Here is a 20481-nt window from a genome sequence, read left to right on the forward strand (position 1 = left end):
AAAATGATGCCCAAATGGATTCCAGGCAGCATTTATGGCAAACTTGTAACTTCACGTTGTTGTATAGTTGTTGCATTTAAAGGCGGGGAAAGGGGCGAAACAGAGCCCGGACGTAGAGATAAATAAGTGGCGTTTAAGCCTTGAAAGCTACGCCTACTCTTCTTTTTTCTTCTTTATCCGCACACGTATTTTCCAGCCTGTCCACAGGCACCAAAGTATGGCCATGCCCACGATAAAGATGTAAACAACCGACATCGAACCTAAGAAAGTGTACATCCTACCCGTGTGTATCTCTAATGCTACGTTGCGAAGCGACATCGGCAACGAAGACATCCATTGGGGCATTGGGGCAAAATCTGTGCCTGCCGAATAGTTAACTACGTATTCGTTTGGACCGAAATCGCTGCTGAAACCTGCTACGGCATTGGCTCCTACAGGCGGACCTTGCACGGCTATGGCCGGTTGCTCCGTGAAATAGTCGATTACCATCCCCGTACTACGCTGCCAAATGCACAGTCCACTGAACGAACCAAGGAGCCAATAATCGCCGTCCACCGTTTTTTGCACGTTCAATCCCATTACGCTTACAGGCGGTTGAACGTCTAGTTTGTTAGGTTTTTCCGAGAGCGTGGCCAGCGAGTAGAACCCATCCGAGGTGTAAAGCAGCCAGTCGTGCATGCGTTCGTCCCAACGCAGCGAGCGCAGTTTGTCGTACCACGGGTTGTTGCTGCTGGTTTTGGTTAGCGGAATGGCAGGTACTTTTACGTTGGCTACAAGCAAAAGCAGGGGCGGACGAAGAAACCAGCCCGTGATGCAGACAAGCAGGGTGAGTACGATTGTTAGTCGGCCGATGCGGTCGTGCCACGAAAACAGCCATTGCCTTGCAGCAGTGTGCGCCTTCTTTCCCAAATGGGGCAACAGCCAATAAACAACTCCCGAAAGGCAAAGGAAAATAAGTATCAGTGCAACCACGTCCACAACGAGCTTGCCCACAAGTCCAAATAATTCGCCACTATGCAGCCACCAAAGGGTGCGGAAGAGCGAAAAACGTGGCGCGCCACCATCGGGTGCGGCTAGTTCTATGCGTTGAAAACTGTGGTAAGGCACGCGCGCAATGAAAACTTGCGACCGCGTTGTTACCACGAGCGTATCTCCGCGTGTGGCAATGTCCGATATTCTATCGCCGTGCAGCAAGTCTAAGTTCACGGTTTGCCACGTCTTTTTTCCGTCAAGTTTGAACAGTCCGTATTGTCCTGCGGCGAAAACTTCGCCCGTAGGCACGATGGCCATGCCGCGAATATTGCGGTTGTCCACTCCCTGGGGCATACCTTTGTTGAAGTCCATGAACGCCTTAGCAGTGCTGTCGGTTAGCCACACGCCTGCGTTGCCGTAGAGCAGAACCTTGTTGCGCCATTTAATGGTGCCGCGAAACAGTCCGTTGTTCCACTTGTCGTAGCTGTATTCTTGGGGTAGGAGGTTGCGTCCCACGTTTACACTCGAAAAAAGTGTGGGGTGGTTAAGTACAATTCCCGATAGGCAAAACATCAATAAGAAGAAAGCTAGCACCAATCCGAAGTAACGATGGTGCTTTGTCCATTTTTTCTTTTTCACTTTTCTGTTGTTTGTATGTTACTGCACCCGTTCTTGTTATGAGCCATGTGCAAATGGCTTGGCATAACCCATGAAAGTGGGTGAGGAGTAAAAAATGAGCACTAGCCGTTGAACCTAAGCTGTGGTCAACACCATGTGGCAAGCCTTTTTGAGTGCACAAAAATACAAAAAACGACTGATTTTGCAAAATCAAATCGGCCTAAAATGAACGGAACGCACGCACTTTAAGACGTAATGGCGTACTTGACCCTAATCGGTTGTTAGGTTGCTTGTCAATTATCTTAGGCTGTTTGCATCGTTTCCTGCTCAACAAGCAAACAACAACTGCACAGGCTCTAACGGTCGTTAGGAGGTTAATTGCATGGGTTAATCCCCCGATAACACATTTATACGCGAGTGGGAGAGTGGAACAACGTTTATCACCACATCTGCGTTTGTCTTTTTTTGTGTCGCGTTGTCCTAAAAGCGGAGGAATGAATAGGTAATTAAGGGCAGCCGTAATGGCTACCCTCTAATCACTTTTGGGCTAATGTTGTTGGTTTTCTTTCAGTATTCCCTATTGGTCTTAATGTCGAGCCAACCCGGTATTCCTTTCTTGACAATGTGGTAGAAGGAGTCGGTTACTTTCATTATTTTATCATATACGGGTACTTTGTCGCGGGGGTATAGGCCTACTTTCTTGTCCTTGTAGAAGTAAATGTAACCATCGGAGCGCATGATGAGGAAATCGTTGTTTATCGGAAAGATTGTCTTTCCCACGACTTTTGCGGGTGGATAGATCATAATTGTCTTATCCCTATTACCCAAAGACTCGTAATTATACTCTGGTAGCATGCTCTTTTCCCTGTAATATTCATAGACCATAATACCGTACTTTCCTTTCCTGCATACCCTTAGCATTTTAGGGTACGCTTTATCTTTGGGGTCATCGCTGTTTTCATCATAGCTAAATGATTTTCTCCCATCGAGGAATGTCACAGCATCTGACGGCAGGAGGTCGGAAAGCCAATAACGTTCGTCTATGTCTGGGTCGCCAGGGTCGCGGGTGTAAATTTGCACTAGATGCTTGCCTTTGTTTTTGAGAATGTTGTGTGTCCAGTCAATCACTGTTCCGCATACCCGACGCCACCTCTTGATGAAACCTTTAACCTTTTGGCCCATTTCATCATAGTAGTAAGCCCCTTTCTCGTTCAATACTTCAATGCATCCAACCATGCACGTTTCAATTTCTCTTGCTACTTTTGCCTTTCCTACATTTAGTTTGTTGAGGTATAGGTTGAAAACGTCGATGCGGTTTCCTCGTTTTGCGATGATAAAACGGTAGCTGCCGCTAATCCAGTCGTATTCTTCTTTCAGTACGTCTTCTCCAAGTTGATTAACCAGTCGGCACTTCCCTGTTTCGGTTTTTTCAACGTCGTAGAAACTATATCTATTGAAGTATTGAAATTCGTAAGGCTTGGCTCCGTCGTACTTTTCCCCAGCCATTGTCAGCTTCGCGGAATAAAGGGGGTTGTAGAACGAACACATTAGTCCACCCTTTGGACTGGGGAGTATCACGTATCTAATGCCTTCCTTGTAGAGTATGAATATCTTTTTGCCTCCTTTGATTTCCAAAATAAGTGGAACGAAGTAGCTTGAACGAGTGGAGCGCCAGGTAACGGCAGAGTCAGGCAGGTTGATTGATAGGGTGCGGTTGTAATTATCATGCTCTCCATCACCATAGACAAGATCCTGTATGGTGGCAAAATCTTGCCTTAAAAACTTCAACACACTGGTGGGATCGTTGGTTTGAGGCTTTTGTTTCTCATGGTCGTCAATGCTGAAGGTCTTGTTGATGTATTCGTCCAAAGGCATTGCATGTAATTCTTGGGCATCTACCAGTCTTTGCCGTGGCTTGTCGATGTCTTCTCTGCTCAATGTGTCTTTGTGTGGATTTATGTTCCACTTTATCAGCATGATGTTGGGAGATTTGTCATGTCTTGTCTTTTCTTCTACTTGTAGGCTTTGCCTTGTGTATTGGTTCGGCCCAATTTTGGTGTACACTTTGAGGTCATTGCTACTGTCGTCAAAACTAACGGCATCAACATCGGGCAACGAGATGGTTTGTTGCGCATGCAGGCTTGTTGCATGATAGCAACAGAGAATAACGAGGGCTAATAGCTTTTTCATAGGCGCTTATTTATTTGTGTTGTGAGCAAAGATAATCATTTCAATGGTAAAATGCTAATTATTTAACAAAAGAATAAAGGGTACAAGCGTGTGAGTAGTGTTTGTACAGGGCAGAATGTGAACTTCTACAACAAAAGCACTTGCCTTGTTCTCTTGCGTATATTCATTTTGTGCGTGCAGGGAGAGTGGCGATTGGCGAAATTTATTGCAACTTGATGGTGCATGATTTACATGAAAAAGGCATTTTTGTGATATGGTATAAAGCGCATTAGGCATGCCGTAATGGCCACTCTCTAATCTCTTCTGGGACTATCGTTGCTGGTTTACTCCCAATATTCCTCATCGGTTTTAATGTCGAGCCAGCCCGAGATTCCGTTCTTAACAATGTGGTAGAAGGAGCCCGTTACTTTCTTTATTTCATCATATACAGGTGTTTTGTCGCGGGGAAAGAGGCCTACTTTCTTGTCCTTGTAGAAGTAAATCAGACCATCGGGACGCATGATGATTGAGTCGTTGTTTATCGGGAAGACAGTTTTCCCCACGATTTTTACGGGTGGATAGACCTTTATTTTCTGCTGGTAATTATCCATACGCTTGGTAACTAACTTCGGTTTAACCCCCTTTTTCTGCTTATATTCATAGGCTATGATGCCGAATTTCCCTTTCCTGCCTACTCTTATCCATTCAGGTTGTACGTCGATGTCGCCGCAAAGCGAGCTGTTTTCACTTTGGAAGAATGATTTTTCCCCATCAAGGAAGGTCACGGCGTCTGATGGTAGTAGGTCGGAAAGCCAATAGCATTCGTCTTCTATGGGAGAACCAGGCTCGTCGGTATAGATTTGCATTTGGTAGTTTCCCTGCTTTTTAAGAATGTTGTGTTGCCAGTTAGACACCATTTTGCATATACTAATGCTGCCCATGATGGGGTGTTTTAGCCTGTTTCCCATTTCATCATAGTAGTAAGCCCCTTCCTCGTTCAATACTTCAATGCAGCCAGCCGCACAAGCATCAACCTTTTTTACCACTTTTGCCTTTCCAATGTTTAGCTTTTTGTTGTAAAGGTTGTAAACATCGATGTCGTTTCCTCGCTTTGCAATGGTAAAGCAGTAGTGGTTGATAATCGAGTCATATTCTTCTTTCAGCACATCCTGTCCGAATGAGTTAAACAGTCTGTATTTCCCTGTCTCGGTCTTTTGAACGCTGTAAAAGGTCTTTTTATTGAAATACCGCAGGTTGTAAGACTTGACATCGTTACATTCTTTTGCAGCTATTGTCGGCTCTTTTGGATTAAGGTTTTTATCAAACTCAAACATTTGCCAACCTCCTGAACTGGGAAACATCATATATTCAACGCCTCTGTTGTAGAGTAACAATACCTTTTTGCCTTCTCTGAGTTTCAAAATCAATGGTACGAAATACTCCGAACGAGTGGAAGGGTTAGCAATAACAGAGCCGGCAGTGTGGCCTGATAAGGAACAATCGTTATTTGCCCCCCTTCCATTCCTATAAATAAGTGGCTGTATTACGGCAAAATCTTGCCTTAAAAACGTCAACACATAAGTGGAGTTGTCCGTTTCACTTTTGTTTTCCCCGCTGTCATTCATGGTGAAGGGCATGCCTACGTATGAGTCCCAATCTATTGCATGTAAGTCTTTTACCTCGATAAACCTTTTCGGCAGCTCATCGAAGTCTTTTCTGCTCACAGTGTCTTTGTGTGGATTAATGTTCCACCCTATCTGCGTTATGTTGGGAGAATTATCCAGTCTTGTCTTCTCTTCTACTTGTAGGCTTTGCCTTGTGTATTGCTCTGGCCCAATCTTGGTGTACACTTCGATGTTATTGCCATAGCAATCAAAACTAATGGCATCTGCATCGGGCAACGGGATGGTTTGTTGCGCATACAGGCTTGCCGCATGATAGCAACAGAAGATTATGAGGACTAATAGCTTTTTCATAAGCACTTTCTTATTCGTGATATGTACAAGGTGTTTCGGGATATGACATAAAGAGCATTGGGCCTGCGGCTTGCCTTGTTCAAAATTCGGGAAACCAGCCTTATTTTAAATGGTAATCTCAATGAGATTGCCCTCAAATCCCACAATACAACTTTCATAATAGCCGTCGCCTGTGGTTCGCGGACCATCAAACACCTCAAATCCCTTGTCTTTTAGTTGAGCCGTTAGTGCGTCTACCCGCTCTTTACTGCCAACGCTGAACGACAGATGAGCGAAACCCGTCCTGTTAGGTTCTTTCTCTCTGTCTGCCATTTCTGGCTTAGTCATTAACTCCAAGCGCGTGTTGTCGTCGAATGAAAGGAAGAAAGAGCGGAAACCTGTGCGCTGGTTGTGGTAGCCTTCGTTGCTCTTTGCCCCGAAGTAAGTTACGAAAAAGTTACGTGCGCCTTCAAGATCGCAAACGTAAATGGCTATGTGGTCTATCTTCATTTGTTGGGATGTTTGTTCGTTAGGCGTTTATTAATTGTAAGGAATAATGGCCGTTAGTGAGGCTTGGTACACGCTGTTGATTATCAAAGGCGTGATGTTTTGGGATGCTCTTTCGCTGTTGGCTAGAACAGCATGCAGGCATTGCCTATGTGCCACGGCCCAAGTGATAGGGGGTGATGTGGGTTTCGCCCCACCTTAGGCGGCTCTTGTTGCTACGAGGGCGGGGCGAATGGGCGTTATTTCATCTTTGTTTCCATGAACTCTCTCAGTATGTCGCAGTGTATAATGTAGGCGGCCTCCGTTTTCGAACTCTTCACATACTTGGCCAACTTGGTGTAATTGGCGTTGATGTCTGTTTCGTTTTCTAGGTCTTCAAACCAAGAACCAGGTCCTAGCAGTCGCGGTAAAGTGGCGATGGCGTACGAAACGTAGGCCATAGCAAAGAGAGATGGCAGCTTTAATTCGCCTTTTCGGCTGTTGGCACCTAGTTTAAGCAGGGTAAGCGCCTGTTCGGGGAAGTTCATTTCGTAATTTCCAGGCTCGTCGTAACGACTGTAACTGTCGCGCGTTAGATACCAACAATCGCCATGTATGGATGCTTGGAAATAGTGCGAGGCAAGGGTATAGGCCACTTCGGCCTGCACATCCTTGTTGCGGGCGAGGCGATATTGGCTTTGAAGTTGCAGCATATCACGGCAGAATTTCAGTCTGGGATTCACTGTGATCCTTTTGTTTCTCTCGCTTTCCGAGGGTTCTGTGCTATGTGTAAACCAGCGGTCGAGGGTGTAATCTGTGCCTGCGACGTACTCGGCATAGTAGCACATGTTGACATAATCGAGGCTAACCTTCTCCAAATATGGAATGGCATCTGCAAAATGGCCTTCTCGCAAGTAGGCTTTACCGATATAGCTGTTAAAATAGTCGGCATTTTTGGATGCCTTTTCGAGTGCGAAACGTTGCAGCGGGTCGGCAGGCGACGAGCTTAAATACTGGTAATAAGCCAGTATTTCCTTCGAGGTAAGCGTGTCAAGTCCTACCTTATACTCCCACGAACTAGGCAGGTCGGCATGCCCTTCTGGCTCGCTTTGCAGGGCAATGCCCATTAAGGCGTCTATCATGCCCAGTAGGGCGAGGGTTTGATTGTTGTCTTTCGCCTGTTGGTAGCGCGGTATAAGGTGGTTGTACACCACGTTTTCTAGTGCCGTGGCGTGGTAATAGTCGTATCTGGAAACGTCGTTGGATGGCTTTCGTTCGGCAGCTCGGCCAAGCAGCCATTTTATTTCGCCCACAACATACGTCGAATAGGCCTCGCCCAAAGGCTCGGTATGTATCGAGGCAAGTAGGGCGATGCACCGCGCGCAGTCTTTCGCACGCTTCGTACCACTAAGTTGTTGTGCCTCCTTGGCATACTTTTGTGCAGCTTTGTAGTTGGTTAATTCGAACAGCACCATAGCCTGTGCTGCCTTCCACATGGCTTTGTTGCGTACGCTTTCGTTGTGCAACACGTCTGTTTGTACGAAGTTGATGAAGTCTTCTGCCTCTGCTTTCGTGTCGGGTTCTATTTGGTCGGCCTTTAACGAGCTTTCGTAATTGTACTCCCATCCATATCCGCCGTTTACGTAATAGTGCAGTAGGTAGATTAGGGTGGGCGAGTTGGGCTCTTCCTTATATATGCGTTTGATGCCGGCCAGGTTTCGATAGTTGCGCATGGCCCACTCCATACTTTCCCAATCGCCTTGTTTTACATAGATGTCGCATGCCTTTCGCCATTGTCCTAAGTTTAGTATGGCGTTTGCATAAAGGCTGTGCATCATGTCCTTAAACACGCTTTCGGGTAGCTTAGATGCAGTGAGTACCCAGAAATCTTGGTTGGCGCGATAGTCTTTAAGCACAAGGTTGGTGCGCATATATAGTAAGGCGAACTGCGCCTTTAAGCGTTGGCCACCATAGGCTTTGGCCGTTCGTTGCATGGCAAGCAGCGTTTTGCGGCGTTGGGCCAGCTGTTGTGCCGTGGGATAGGTCCAACTGTCTTTCAGTTCCTCGCAAATCTTGTTGTATTTTAGCGTTTGGCGGAGATAGAGCAGCATCTCTTCGTCGTGCTTTTTCTTGGCGGCAGCAAAGAGACGGGCGCAGCCGTTCTCGAAGTAATAATCACAAGCGTTACGGTATCCTTTGCTCCATTCTTCGCTAAGGGGTGTTCGGTCGCCCGTGTACTTGGCCCAGAAACGTGCCAATCTTTCGGCGTTCACAAGCTCGTAGTCGTGAGAATAGACGTCGAAGAAGTTTCCTTCGTGCCAACCCGAACCGTCGGCGCATGCCCATGTCTTGCTGGTAAAGAACGATATGCAGGCAAGTAGGCTAAGGGTTATAAATCTTTTCATAATCGTTTGATGAATATTTTGTTAGATTGCGGTTGTTAATGTCGTAAAGGATAATCTCGTTGTGCACATCGGGACGATGTTTGTTTATTAGTTGTTGCACGCTTTGCAGGTCGGCAAGGGTGGTTTCGCGCACGGCGATCGAGTCGGTCGGCAGCACGGGATACTCGTCTTTGGTATGTATTATCCCCACGAACTTGCCGCTACGAAACAGCGCACGAACCCTAAACAGCGGGTAAGCGGCATTGAGCGGGAGCGAGTACGACCGCAAACCGCCGATGTATTGGCGAACGACTTCGGGGTCGAGAATGGGCTTTTGGTTGGTAAGTTGCCGAAAATCGCCTGTGTTATAGAGCATCAATGTGCCTTTATCTACGGGCGGAGCCTGCATGCCAAGCTGATGGAGCCGAATGGTGACCGAGAGTTTAAGGCCTGCCTTGGCTAGCAATTGGTGCAGCCGGCGAAGGAACTGAAAGTAAACGTCTTGTGTTTGCTTGCTCCAATCGCAGTCTATCTGTATTTCTTTCACGTTCTTCACGCCGTGTGTTTCGTTCATTTGGCGAATGCGTTGCCACAGTTGTTCGGCAAACTGGGGTGGCTGGCGCATACATTCGTTGGTGATGAACACGGTGGGTATCACCTCGATGCCTTGTGGAACGGAGTCGTTGAAGGTGATAGTGGCGTTGGGTAGTGGCTCTTGGTTGGGCTTTTTCACCACGTCGAAATAGCGTATGTATAGCCTTTGCACGTTGTGTGTCTTGTAGAATTGGCGTTTCAGACTGTCGTTTACAAAGGTGGTACTCCAATAATAAAGGGAGCGAACGGGCTTTTGCCGTGTACCAGAGCATGCCCCAAGGAACAAGGCTAAGGCAACGAGCAACGCAAAGGCGATGTTCGGGCCGTGTTTTTGGGGTGGCGTGGTAATTTTGTTCATAGGGTTAGTGGTGTTTTTAAGAGCTTAATTGGCTTCCAATCGTTCTAGTCGTAGCGTTTGGTCCGAATAGTCAACCACGGCCAGTCGGTGGGTAATGAAGATGATCGTCTTATCTCTCGATGCCAATATGTTGCTTAACAGCTGGCGTTCGGTTTCTGGGTCGAGCGCGCTTGTGGCCTCGTCGAAGAGCATGATGCTACGGTCGCGCAGCAATGCTCGTGCAATGCCAATGCGTTGGGCTTGGCCTTCACTCAGTCCACCGCCCGACTCACTGCACACCGTATCAAGTCCGTGTGGCAGTTCCATCACGAAGTCGGCGCAGCTTTTGTGCAGGGCGGCAATCATTTCTTCGTCTGTTGCGGCGATGTTTCCTAGTTTAAGGTTCTCTCTAATGGTGCCACTCATGAGGGTGTTGCCTTGTGGAACGTAAACAAAGTTGCAGCGCATCAGTGGCGTTAGCTCTCTCGAAGTGCTGTCGTTGTAGATGTTTACGCTGCCTTTGGTGGGCGACACCAATGCTAGTAGCATGCGGATGAGTGTGGTTTTGCCTGCGCCCGTTTCGCCCAGTACGGCAGTACAGCTGCCTGGCTTGAAGTCGAAGCTGAGGTCTTTCACGATGTCGCGTTCTCTGTCGCTGTAAGCGAAGGTCACATTGTCTAGTAGCAGGCCGCAGGGAGCATCGAGGTATTCGGGTTCGCCCTGCTGTTCTAGTGGGTTTTCTTCAAGTTCCATCAGTCGTTCGGCTGCTGTGAACACCGCTACGAAGGCCGGAGCTAGTCTCGTTAAGTTGCGTGCTGGGTTTTGTATGCGGTTTACAAGTTGCAAAAATGCGGTCATTCCGCCAAACGTCAAGGTATGATCGGCCAACCGAATGGCGGCCCAAAGGAAGGCCACGAGATAGCCTAAGGCAAAACCGAAGTTAAGAACAACGCTCGAAAATACGGAGAAAAGCGTTCGGCGCACCACGTGTTGGCGCAGTTCGCTTTGGGTTTCGCCCAGCTTGTTCACCATCATGTTGTCGCTTTCAAGCGTCTTAATGAGCATGCGGTTTTGGATGGTTTCTTGCAAAACGCTTTGCACTTTACTGTCAGAGTCGCGCACCTTGCGTGTTAGTTGGCGCATCTGCCCCACGTAAGTGCGGCTGGCCAGTAAGAAAATGGGCAGTATGCCCACGATAACCAAGGCTAGGATGTGGTCCATGGCAAAGAGGTAGCAGAATGCTCCCACAAACATGGCGAAGACGGAAAGCGACGATGGGATTGTTTCTGTGAGGAAAGTAACCACTTGGTTCACGTCTTGTTCGAGCCTATTAAGCACGTCGCCCGAGTGAAAAGCCTCTTTGCCGTGCCATTGCGATTTGAGCAGCCGGTCGAGCATACGCTGTTGCATGCGGTTTTGTGCCTTTATTCCCAAGAGGTTTCTCACCCATGTGCTGGCTATGCTGAGCGAAAAGTCGGCCAATATAAACAGTCCCATCACGCCCACAGCCCAGTAAATGGACCCGGGAACAGAACCCGAGGCCACGTCGATGGCGCGCTTTACGGCCCACACCTGGGCCAAACTCACCACCACTTGCATCACGCCGATAGAGGCATTGAGCATTGCTTGCAGCCTGTTGCCGTTCCAAGCCAACCACAACCAGCGAAGAATGGTTTTGGTGGAATATTTGTTGTCGGGTATCCTAAGTAGTGATTTAATTTGCATGTTTCAACATTTGGGTGTGTTATGCCTTGCTGTACGGGCCGTGGGTGGCCTCCAAACTTTCGCTTCATGTGGGTTTGCAGGCAAGCTGCTGTTCCTTTTGCGGTGCTTGTTGTGTGGCAGCAGGCTGTTGTTATCCTTCTTCTGAGTGGCTGTTGGGCATGTCGGCGTTTCTACTGTCCGCGCCCCACATCATCTTGTTTCTAAGCGTGGTGAAGTAGGTTTGGTTGTTTCGTCTTACCTGTTTCACCACGTATGGGGCTTTGCTGATGTGTATGTCGACCCCTTGCACCAGCTTGGTGCTCCGCCCGTCGATGGCTACGAGATAGTTATGCGACCTACTTTCTACGCTGAGTTGCAGCTCAACGTTGTCGGGTAGCACGATGGGGCGCACGTTCAAGCTGTGCGGCGCCACGGCCGTAAGGCAAAGTGCGTTGGTGTTAGGTGCCACAATGGGGCCGCCGTTTGAGAGGTTGTAGGCCGTAGAGCCTGCTTGTGTGGCCACGATAAGGCCGTCGGCCTGATAGGTAATGAGCCTTTCACCATCTACACGCACACCAATGGTAATCATCGAGGCGTCATCGCGTTTCAGTATGGCAATGTCGTTCACGGCAAAGGGGTTGCCTCCGAAAGGCTCGTTCCCTGCCTCCACCTTCATTACCACATGCTCTTCAATGCGGTATTCGCCGTTGAAGATGTCGTTCAAAGCATCTTCGGCCTTGCTTGCAGGCACGTCGGCCAAAAATCCCAAGCGGCCCATGTTGATGCCGACAATGGGTATTTGCTTTTGTCCTATGCGGCCGGCGGCTTTCAGAAAGGTGCCGTCGCCGCCCAGAGAGAGGGCAAGTTGGGCATCGAAGTCGTTGCCGTAGAATGGTGTTAAGGGGTAAGCGGGCAGGTTGCCGCTCTGCCGAAGGTAATCAAGAAACGGCTCGTCAACGTACACTTCGGCCTTGTGCTGTGCCGAACATTGCACAACACGGGCTATGGCGCGCTCGTTATGGAGTTGACATTCGTTGCCGAAGATGGCTATTTTAAGCGGACAACTGGGCATGGCGTGTATGTTTATACTTTATCTTTGGTGTTTCTCGGCGTTGTTCGCTAAGGCATATTGCCTGCGTTTTGCCGTCGTAACCTTTACAAGTCCTTTCTTGCAAAAGTAAACAAAAAAAGCGAGAACACGGCCTTTATCCTGTAAAATATGTGAAGGATGCGAAAAAAGGACAATAGGATAGGAGCGTTGGGAGAAACGAAAGTCTGGCTTTCGGCCCGCTTGGCAAGCAGACTTTCGCGGGCAACGGCCGTGCTGCAAACCTTCATGCGGCCATATATAATCAAATATTGCTGGCAGCTAAACTATAAATCGGCTCGGTTTCTCTGTCCGCAATGCCCGTCAATAGGCGTTGCGGATTTCGTTTTCGAAAAGTAAGCCCCCCTTTCAAGCTATCCTTCATCCCAGAAGTTCTTCCGTGTAAGTGCTCTTTTACTAGCACAAGGATTATAATCAGGCAGAATTGAATTTAGAAAACCACAGATGCACAGTAAGCAAACAACATACCTCCTTTTCTTCTGGGTAAGGGGTTGCTGATACAATGCAACCCACGTCTTGCATTCTCCTAACAACAACGTTCCAAAAGTAATTCTGTTTGACTATAAATTCACGAAAAGCCAATAACTCCCGAAGTGTTTCAACTCATCAACTCACTAGCTCATCTATTCAAAACCACTAAAAACGCAGAAACTCACAAGCCCATCAACTTACAAACTAAAAAAAGTCGTCGACCCATCAACGCACAAAACTCAAGAACCCATAAACTTATAAACTCAGAGCCCACAAGCCCATCAAATTACAAACCCCAAAAGCCATCAACCCATCAACGCACAAAGCTTAAAAGCGTTGCTTTTATTTTACAACACCTCTTCAAATTCCACTCCGTTCTAGCGAAAATATAGGCTATAAAGTTGGTAAAAATCCACTTTTTATACCCTTTCACGGCTTGGAACTTGTCAAATTTTAAGTCCGCAACCTGCATTTTGCACCATTTTGCCTTTCTAGATTGGTTGCCAATTCATAATTTTTCAGGTCCAAAAACTCACTTTTAGCCCCCAAAATCCCACTTTTTAACGGCTATTTTACCCTTTTTAGTCATGTATTTAATGCTTTGAAAAGGTTTGTTTATACCATTTTCACTGGATATTTATGCTTATCGACTCGCATTTAGCAGCATTTTGCACCGCATTTAGCACCAAAATGCCTTCCATTTAGCACCAAAATGCACTGCGTTTTGCACCATATTGCAGTGCGTTTTGCATCAAATCGCAATACATTTAGCTGCAAACAGCCCAAAATTTGGTACAATTGGCGGCTTTTCCAAATAAATATTCATTTTGCCTGCACTTACAACTACCCCCTTTTTGCACCGAAACAAACCCTCGCGAGAATCGATTTTTTGCGGCAAGATAAGCGGTTGGTGGATAAAAAGGGTACTCATAATGTTAAATTTCTTGCTAAAAAGTTGACAGGCAATGGCAAGTTGACGAGTTGACAAGTTAATAAGAAGGCAAGTGTACAAGTGAACGAATTAATTGTTCTTTTCTCGTTTCTCTAAAAGTGCGTTTTCTCGCCACGACAATGTTCGAGCAAGCTCGACATTGTTCATTTGGCTTAACGAAAACGTTCACCTTTCGAGTTTTGGCACAAACATGTCCATGTTGACATCGGAACATAAGAAACATGAAGAAGTGCGCTTTACCTTTTCCTCATTATGTGCCACTGACAGCCCGTTTTCGACTTGTAGAGAATGCACTGAACGACCTCCGACAGGTCACTTTTTGTAACATAACCGCGTTTTGCCACCGACAAATGTGGCAAGATCTCAAATTTTATTGTATCTTTGTCCAGTACTTCGTACATGAGAGGAGTGTTTATCTTGGTTTTTACAGCACAAAGATAATAAACTCCTCTCAATTTGTAGAGATTTTAAAAGTTTAGATGACTTCTATATTTGCAAATAACAACATAATACTCATAAAGTGCTTCATAAGTAGAACAAAATGGAGCCTAACCAAGAACGAGAACATACAGGCTTAACTTGCAAAAACAGGAAAAGCCACACTATCGTGAACTCATACGTTTACAATCGTTGCCAACCAAGTCTTAAATTGTTATTCCAAATAGCAGAGATTTTATTAGCGAGTCCAAAGTATTTGGTTAACATTCCAGATGAATAACTTTTTCATTATGGCAGAACATAAAGAACAAAATAAAAGATCTATCCGTTTCTTCAACGACCGTGAAGTGAGGGCGGTATGGGACGATAGCCATAATAAGTGGTGGTTCTCAGTGCTGGACATCATTGCAGCAATCAACGAGCAAGATGATTATCAAAAGACCAAAAACTATTGGAGGTACCTCAAAACAAAGTTGAAGAAGGAGAATAGCAAACTGGTTAGTGGCACTAACCAGTTGAAACAACCTTTGATGAGATTATGGATAAATACATCGAAATGAAAATTCGTACTAACGAGTACCATGTGAACTCGTTCGCAGATGGTCGAGAGCAGCCGAATTTATGCGATGTAGGGCATCCATTTATGGAAGGTAATAGGCACAGACCCACCTTTGACTCAACCTTATGCTGAAGCGTTCTCTCAAACAGGGTGTGGATTGGAGGAAATAGACAAGAACGATTATCTATCGGCAATGCGTGAGAGTGTTTCAGATAGTATACACATCAAGGCTTTGGTACAGCCAGCTCGCACTACAAAGATTGATGACTGGCAATGTTTATGAAAGGTATTGATTATTCATACTATTATGAGCAAAATGATTAAAAATTAAAACAATGTTCTATAGCATTATACAAAGGAAAAGGAACGAATGGTTAAGTCGTACAGGCTGCCCTAGCAAATCTTTACTTTCATACATTGAAAGTAAAGGGATGATGCGTGATGCGCAAATTGAGGCGATAAAGACTTACTTGTTTTTGAAGATAGAATGTGGCAATAAACCTTTGTGGAGGCTTTTCACAGAGGGAGATTTCTTGTCCCTCAATCTTGACAATATGAGTCTTACCGCTAGGGCGAGACATGTTCTTGAAACAAATAAAGCAGCAGCTTCACTTTATGAATATGCCTGCCTGAGTGATGAGCAAGGTAATGTTTCTGCACCAGCATTAAAGAAATACATAGAAGATAATCCTGATATAATAGACTATGTCGAAGTCTTTAAGAAGTTATTTTACGATGTAGCCTATCCTGACTATATTTTTAGTTTACCAATGGGAGCAGGTAAGACGTATTTGATGGCTGCGTTTATCTACCTTGACTTATATTTCTCGTTAAATGAGCCGGACAATCCTTCCTTTGCGCATAACTTTATGATTTTGGCTCCATCGGGTTTGAAGTCTTCTATTATTCCCAGTATAAAGAACATACAAGACTTTGAACCTACATGGATTCTTCCAGAGCCATCTGCATCTCAAATAAAGAATGAAATTCAGTTTGAAATACTTGATGCGCAGAAGACTGCACAAAAGAGCAATCTTGTTAAGAATCCCAATGCACAAAAGATAAATAGTCATCTGACATCAAATGGTGTTCGTGGTCTGGTGGCAGTGACCAATGCCGAGAAAGTAATTCTTGACAAATTAGATAAAGATAGAAGTCCATCATTTCTTAGCGATAAGGAAAAGAAAGAGTTTGAGATTTCTAATGAGCTTAGAGCTATTGTAGGTAAGATTCCCCATCTTTCTATTTTCATTGATGAAGTGCACCATGCTTCAGACGGGGACATAAAGCTGCGTCAGGTTGTTAATAAATGGACAGAAACAGAAACCTTTAATTCTGTTTTAGGTTTCTCGGGTACTCCTTATCTTTCTACTGCCGAGTCGGTGAAGGTGGGATTAGACTTGTCATTGAAAAACAAGAACCTTTCAAATGTTGTTTATTATTATCCGCTGATAGAAGGTGTGGGTAATTTCTTGAAGTCTCCAACAATAAAAGTGGCAGATGGTGGTTATGAAACTATTATTCGCAAAGGCGTGACAGAGTTTCTTGATACCTATGGTAATTTAGTTTATTCTAATGGTACATGTGCAAAAATGGCCATCTATTGTGGACGTATAGACAATTTGGAGGAGAATATCTATCCCATCGTTGCTGAGCTTATCAGTAAGTTCGGCTTGAATCCTGCTGATGCTATTCTTAAATATCATGGTGGAAATAAAGAGTATTCCGTACCTGAGAGTGCTGCTGTTGAGTTTGCTTCATTAGACACTAATCTCTCAAAGGTAAAGATAGTGTTGTTAGCGCAAATAGGTAAAGAGGGTTGGGACTGTAAGAGCCTAACCAGTGTTATCTTACCACAAAAAGGTGCATGCCCACAGAATATGGTTTTGCAGACTTCTTGTCGTTGCTTACGTCAGGTTGTAAAGAATAATAAGGAAACGGCTTTGATTTGGCTTAACGAGGATAATGCTAAAACGCTGAATAGAGAATTAGACAAGCAACAGCATACTTCTATTGAAGAACTGAATAAGGGGGGTAATACCAAACTGTACACCTTGCAGCGTTTCTCTCGTATGGAAAAATTGCATGTGCCTCCGATCAACTTTTACCAACTGAAGGTGTCTTACCTAACATTAGTGTTAGAAGATAAGCTGAACACTGCAAAAGAACTGCAAAGAGATGATTTTTATTCTATCAGTGGCTTACAACTAATCCAACAACAGAATCTAAAAGGAGAGATAGAAGATAAATCTACAGAGCTGTTGCTGGATGATGAAAGGGACAAGCCTATTACATTTAATAGTTGGCTACACCTTATTTGTAAAGAGAGCTTCCGCACTTTGCATATTGCTCAATTAAAGAAGTACACCACGCCTCTGCAAGCTATCTTTGATACTATCACAGAGTTTCGTGATGGTATACGCATTCTTAAAGGAGAGTATAACCAAAAGCACGTTCGTGCTAATGTACGTAAAGCCTTTATTCCTCATCGTTCCATAGATGTGAAAGAGGAAGTGATACCAGAGACAGCTGATCTTCTTCAGATTAAGAACTTCCAATCAACAATAGAGGTTAATGATACTTCTAAATATTTCCCAAACCAAGAGCAGGTGTTGAAGATAGTTGATGCAGATAAAGGCAAGAAGCACTTAAAGGCAGAAATACAAACAACCATTGATACGCTTAAGGCGTTAGGCAATCAGGAGCAAACCATACAAGCATTATTGGACAGTCCCGATAGTTACGAGCCAACGGATAGCAACATCAATGACAAGACCTACCATTATCTACCTTATAAGTTCGACAGTAGTTTTGAAATTAGTTATTTTTCAGATTCTCTTCAAGCTATCATACGTGATAAGCAACTCGAGTTTTATTTCAATGGTGATGATAACCTGACCGATTTCAAAATACGTTGTTATAAGAAGCATGGTAAGAACTGGAGTCTGCTCGGCAATTACACGCCCGACTTCTTAGTGATTAGCAGAGATGAACAAAGGGCAATCAAACGAATACTTATCATTGAGACGAAAGGCGAAGGCTTTGCTGCCAAGTTTGCTGAACGCAGACAGTTTATGGAAGAAGAGTTTGTGAAACTCAATAACGAGCGTTTCGGTTACAATCGATTCAGTTTCTTGTATATCGAAGACACGATGACACCAGCCGAACAAGATATAAAGACCATTACAGCAATCAATCAATTTTTCAAATAAAAGAATTAATCATGGCAATCAAATATATTTCTTACGACCCTAATGTCCTCGAAGGACAAGCAATACTCGACAACTTTGTGCGCACGCGGCGCATTCTTCGCTATCGTGATAACAATAAAGTGTACGAACGCATTCAGCGTGGTATGCCACTCTACGAAGTAGAAAGCCAAGAAGTGGTGGGCAAGAATCCTAATCACAACCTCGTACTTCGCGGCGAGTGTCTTTCTGCTTGTGCTTATCTTAAAGAAAAAGGAGTGAAAGTAGACCTTGTCTATATCGATCCGCCTTTTGCCAGTGGTGCCGATTATGCCAAAAAGGTTTATATTCGTCGTAATCCAAAAGTGGCAGAAGCCATAGAGCAAGCTGAGACAGAGATTGATAGCGAAGAGCTGCGTAACTTTGAAGAAAAGATGTATGGCGATGTATGGGACAAGGAACGCTATCTCAATTGGATGTATGAGAATCTTGTTGCAATCAAAGCCGTTATGAGCGACACGGCTTCTATCTATGTGCATTTAGATTGGCACATTGGGCATTATGTAAAGATTCTTATGGATGAGGTGTTTGGAGAGGATAAATTCAGAAATGAAATAGTGTGGGGCTATAGAATACAAGGGGTAGGAAAAGAATTTTGGGCAAGAAAACACGATACAATTTTCTTTTATTCAAAGAATGACGATTATATATTTAATTCTCAAAAAGAAGTTGTTATATATGAGAAAGCGTTTATTGATACACTTAAAGAGAATCCTGATATGACAAAGATAAAGGATTCAGATATCAGTGACATTGTTAATTCGATAAAAAAAGGACAGCCGCTTAATGAAAAATACAAGAAGATCCTTTTCACAAAACATTATGCTAATGTTTATGTAAGAGATGTATGGGATTGCGATACTACAAAACCATTAATAAGTGGCTCCTCAGAATATGTAGGCTATTCCACTCAGAAACCTGAAGGACTTTTGGAGCGCATCATCAAGGCCAGCAGCAACGAGGGTATGCTTGTGGCAGACTTCTTTGGTGGTAGTGGTGTAACAGCTACAGTCGCCAATAAGTTAGGGCGAAGGTTTATTCATTGTGATGTTGGTATTAACAGCATTGAGACAACACGCGACCGATTGCGTAAGGCAGGGGCAGAGTTTGAGGTGATGGAGATAAAAGATGGGGTTTCGCTCTATCGCAACCCTGTACAAACAATGGACAAGCTAAAAAGCTTAATACCTGGACTTCGCAATGAAGATGCACTAGATAAGTTCTGGGAAGGAAGTATTCATGACACGAAAGAGGGTATGCTGCCTGTTTATATTCCAAACTTAATGGATAGTAGCACCCGATTGTTAGACACTGCTCTGATGAATCGCATTCTGAAAGAAGCAATGCCCGACCTGCCTGACGAAACTAAAAAGGTAATTGTATATTATATTGACATCACTGATATAAAGGAAATAAAGCTATTCATTAAAGAGCAGAACGACACGTTGATAGAAGTTGAATTAAGAGACTTAAAGAACGTGCTCGACAACGTTGTTGTAGAAGACGCTGCCGAGTTTGATGTGAAGGAAGTCCAGCCAGAAGGTGAGGCTTTCAAAGTGTGGCAAGTAAGCATCAATCGCTTCTTTAGCGACCGTGTGAATAAAAAGATAGAGGAATACAATCTTAAAGGACAGCAACAAGCATTGAAGAGCTGTAAAGAATTTAAGCCCATCACGTTGAGCGAAGAAGGACTGGAAACAATAGAGTTCATCAGCCTCGATTGCATTTCATCCTCCTCTTCTTCTCCTTGGCACAGCGACTCCGAAATCCTCATAGACCGCCTCGGGTATGTCCGTAAGAATGGTATTGATACCAAAACATTCTGGGATGGCACAATTACCTCCGACAACAAACCCCTCCGCCTCAAAATCAGAAACATCTGTGGGGATGAGACGATATATCAGTTGGGATGAAAACAAAAATAGAATTGTATTTTATGTCATTGGGATTATTATTTGGGTTATTATTAATCAAAGCAATAAATATTCCAATCTGTTTTGATGATAATGCTCAATTTATAGGTTGGGAGAAATTGAAGTCATCTAGACTTTTCCCTCTTTCTTATCTTTTTCAGAAAATCAGTATAAATGCGATATAGTTCCATCCCTCCCAACTGGTTTGTGTGGTATCGAACCTGTTGAGCACGCTCCTGTATGAGTCCATCCACGCATTAGTCCTTTCAATGCTGTATCTCTCCTTGTAAAGCAGCTCATCAAGTAACTCGTCATCTCTCCGCATACCTCTCCGCTTATTGAAGGCGACGTTTGGGAACACCTCCTGCTGATGGCAACCTCGCCTGAATAGTGCAGAGTCAAAACCGGTATCTGCATTGAGAAAGAGTCCCGATACGGACAGGCCTGAGTCCTTAATCCCTGCGAACAAATCCTGAAGAACCTGGGAGATGTTGTGAAGGTCGTTGTGAGAACCCGAAACAGGTGTGGACATGGCAAGTGGTATGCCTTGCCGGTCTGTGACATAGATGGCGT

Annotated in this window: 12 protein-coding genes and 2 pseudogenes; 4 read left to right on the forward strand and 10 right to left on the reverse strand. The window is 44.8% G+C overall.

The features are described 5' to 3' along the window. Nucleotides 1-153: 153 nt before the first annotated feature. From HMPREF2955_RS00400 to HMPREF2955_RS15505, 9 genes and pseudogenes are all read right to left on the reverse strand, one after another. Nucleotides 154-1611 (reverse strand): PepSY-associated TM helix domain-containing protein, encoded by a 1458-nt coding sequence (locus tag HMPREF2955_RS00400; RefSeq protein WP_070719888.1) that lies wholly within the window; start codon nt 1609-1611, stop codon nt 154-156. Nucleotides 1612-2157: 546 nt separating this feature from the next. After that, a complete protein-coding gene (locus HMPREF2955_RS00405; protein ID WP_070719890.1) occupies nt 2158-3780 on the reverse strand; it encodes a hypothetical protein in 1623 nt (540 codons plus the stop codon). Between the two features lie 323 nt (nt 3781-4103). After that, nucleotides 4104-5735: a hypothetical protein gene (locus HMPREF2955_RS00410; protein ID WP_070719892.1), complete on the reverse strand. Its 1632-nt coding sequence runs from the start codon at nt 5733-5735 to the stop codon at nt 4104-4106. Nucleotides 5736-5840: 105 nt separating this feature from the next. Beyond that, complete coding sequence (locus HMPREF2955_RS00415; protein WP_070719894.1) at nt 5841-6224, reverse strand: VOC family protein; 384 nt, start codon at nt 6222-6224, stop codon at nt 5841-5843. A gap of 236 nt (nt 6225-6460) precedes the next feature. Then, the gene (locus tag HMPREF2955_RS00420) at nt 6461-8605 is read right to left on the reverse strand and encodes a hypothetical protein (RefSeq protein WP_070719895.1); all 2145 of its coding nucleotides are present in this window, start codon (nt 8603-8605) and stop codon (nt 6461-6463) included. Next, a complete protein-coding gene (locus tag HMPREF2955_RS00425; RefSeq protein ID WP_070719896.1) occupies nt 8583-9536 on the reverse strand; it encodes a hypothetical protein in 954 nt (317 codons plus the stop codon). The genes HMPREF2955_RS00420 and HMPREF2955_RS00425 overlap by 23 nt, the downstream gene beginning before the upstream one ends. A gap of 24 nt (nt 9537-9560) precedes the next feature. Continuing rightward, nucleotides 9561-11240: an ABC transporter ATP-binding protein gene (locus tag HMPREF2955_RS00430; RefSeq protein ID WP_070719897.1), complete on the reverse strand. Its 1680-nt coding sequence runs from the start codon at nt 11238-11240 to the stop codon at nt 9561-9563. 130 nt (nt 11241-11370) lie between these two features. After that, a complete protein-coding gene (locus HMPREF2955_RS00435; protein ID WP_070719900.1) occupies nt 11371-12291 on the reverse strand; it encodes an NAD kinase in 921 nt (306 codons plus the stop codon). 1716 nt (nt 12292-14007) lie between these two features. After that, nucleotides 14008-14151 (reverse strand): annotated as a pseudogene (locus HMPREF2955_RS15505) (transposase); the annotation flags it as partial. 140 nt (nt 14152-14291) lie between these two features. Between HMPREF2955_RS15505 and HMPREF2955_RS16735 the strand changes: the two are divergent. From HMPREF2955_RS16735 to HMPREF2955_RS00460, 4 genes and pseudogenes are all read left to right on the forward strand, one after another. Next, complete coding sequence (locus HMPREF2955_RS16735) at nt 14292-14468, forward strand: transcriptional regulator (protein ID WP_371326376.1); 177 nt, start codon at nt 14292-14294, stop codon at nt 14466-14468. Between the two features lie 10 nt (nt 14469-14478). Beyond that, nucleotides 14479-15071 (forward strand): annotated as a pseudogene (locus HMPREF2955_RS15515) (hypothetical protein). An 11-nt stretch (nt 15072-15082) separates the two neighbouring features. Then, nucleotides 15083-17959: a DEAD/DEAH box helicase family protein gene (locus HMPREF2955_RS00455; RefSeq protein WP_070719906.1), complete on the forward strand. Its 2877-nt coding sequence runs from the start codon at nt 15083-15085 to the stop codon at nt 17957-17959. Nucleotides 17960-17970: 11 nt separating this feature from the next. After that, the gene (locus HMPREF2955_RS00460; protein ID WP_070719907.1) at nt 17971-19908 is read left to right on the forward strand and encodes a DNA-methyltransferase; all 1938 of its coding nucleotides are present in this window, start codon (nt 17971-17973) and stop codon (nt 19906-19908) included. A gap of 157 nt (nt 19909-20065) precedes the next feature. Here HMPREF2955_RS00460 and HMPREF2955_RS00465 read toward each other — a convergent pair. Then, nucleotides 20066-20481, reverse strand: a 416-nt coding sequence (locus tag HMPREF2955_RS00465) for a transposase (RefSeq protein WP_139145432.1), incomplete at its 5' end; no start/stop codon positions are given.

It is taken from the genome of Prevotella sp. HMSC073D09 (assembly GCF_001814145.1).
Classification (GTDB): Bacteria; Bacteroidota; Bacteroidia; order Bacteroidales; family Bacteroidaceae; genus Prevotella; species Prevotella conceptionensis.

Excerpts from the sequence above, each read along its gene's own strand:
- HMPREF2955_RS00430 (WP_070719897.1), bottom strand. The coding sequence starts at position 11,240 with ATGCAAATTAAATCACTACTTAGGATACCCGACAACAAATATTCCACC.
- HMPREF2955_RS00425 (WP_070719896.1), bottom strand. The coding sequence starts at position 9,536 with ATGAACAAAATTACCACGCCACCCCAAAAACACGGCCCGAACATCGCC.
- HMPREF2955_RS00415 (WP_070719894.1), bottom strand. The coding sequence starts at position 6,224 with ATGAAGATAGACCACATAGCCATTTACGTTTGCGATCTTGAAGGCGCA.
- HMPREF2955_RS00460 (WP_070719907.1), top strand. The coding sequence starts at position 17,971 with ATGGCAATCAAATATATTTCTTACGACCCTAATGTCCTCGAAGGACAA.
- HMPREF2955_RS00410 (WP_070719892.1), bottom strand. The coding sequence starts at position 5,735 with ATGAAAAAGCTATTAGTCCTCATAATCTTCTGTTGCTATCATGCGGCA.
- HMPREF2955_RS16735 (WP_371326376.1), top strand. The coding sequence starts at position 14,292 with ATGGAGCCTAACCAAGAACGAGAACATACAGGCTTAACTTGCAAAAAC.
- HMPREF2955_RS00435 (WP_070719900.1), bottom strand. The coding sequence starts at position 12,291 with ATGCCCAGTTGTCCGCTTAAAATAGCCATCTTCGGCAACGAATGTCAA.
- HMPREF2955_RS00420 (WP_070719895.1), bottom strand. The coding sequence starts at position 8,605 with ATGAAAAGATTTATAACCCTTAGCCTACTTGCCTGCATATCGTTCTTT.
- HMPREF2955_RS00455 (WP_070719906.1), top strand. The coding sequence starts at position 15,083 with ATGTTCTATAGCATTATACAAAGGAAAAGGAACGAATGGTTAAGTCGT.
- HMPREF2955_RS00405 (WP_070719890.1), bottom strand. The coding sequence starts at position 3,780 with ATGAAAAAGCTATTAGCCCTCGTTATTCTCTGTTGCTATCATGCAACA.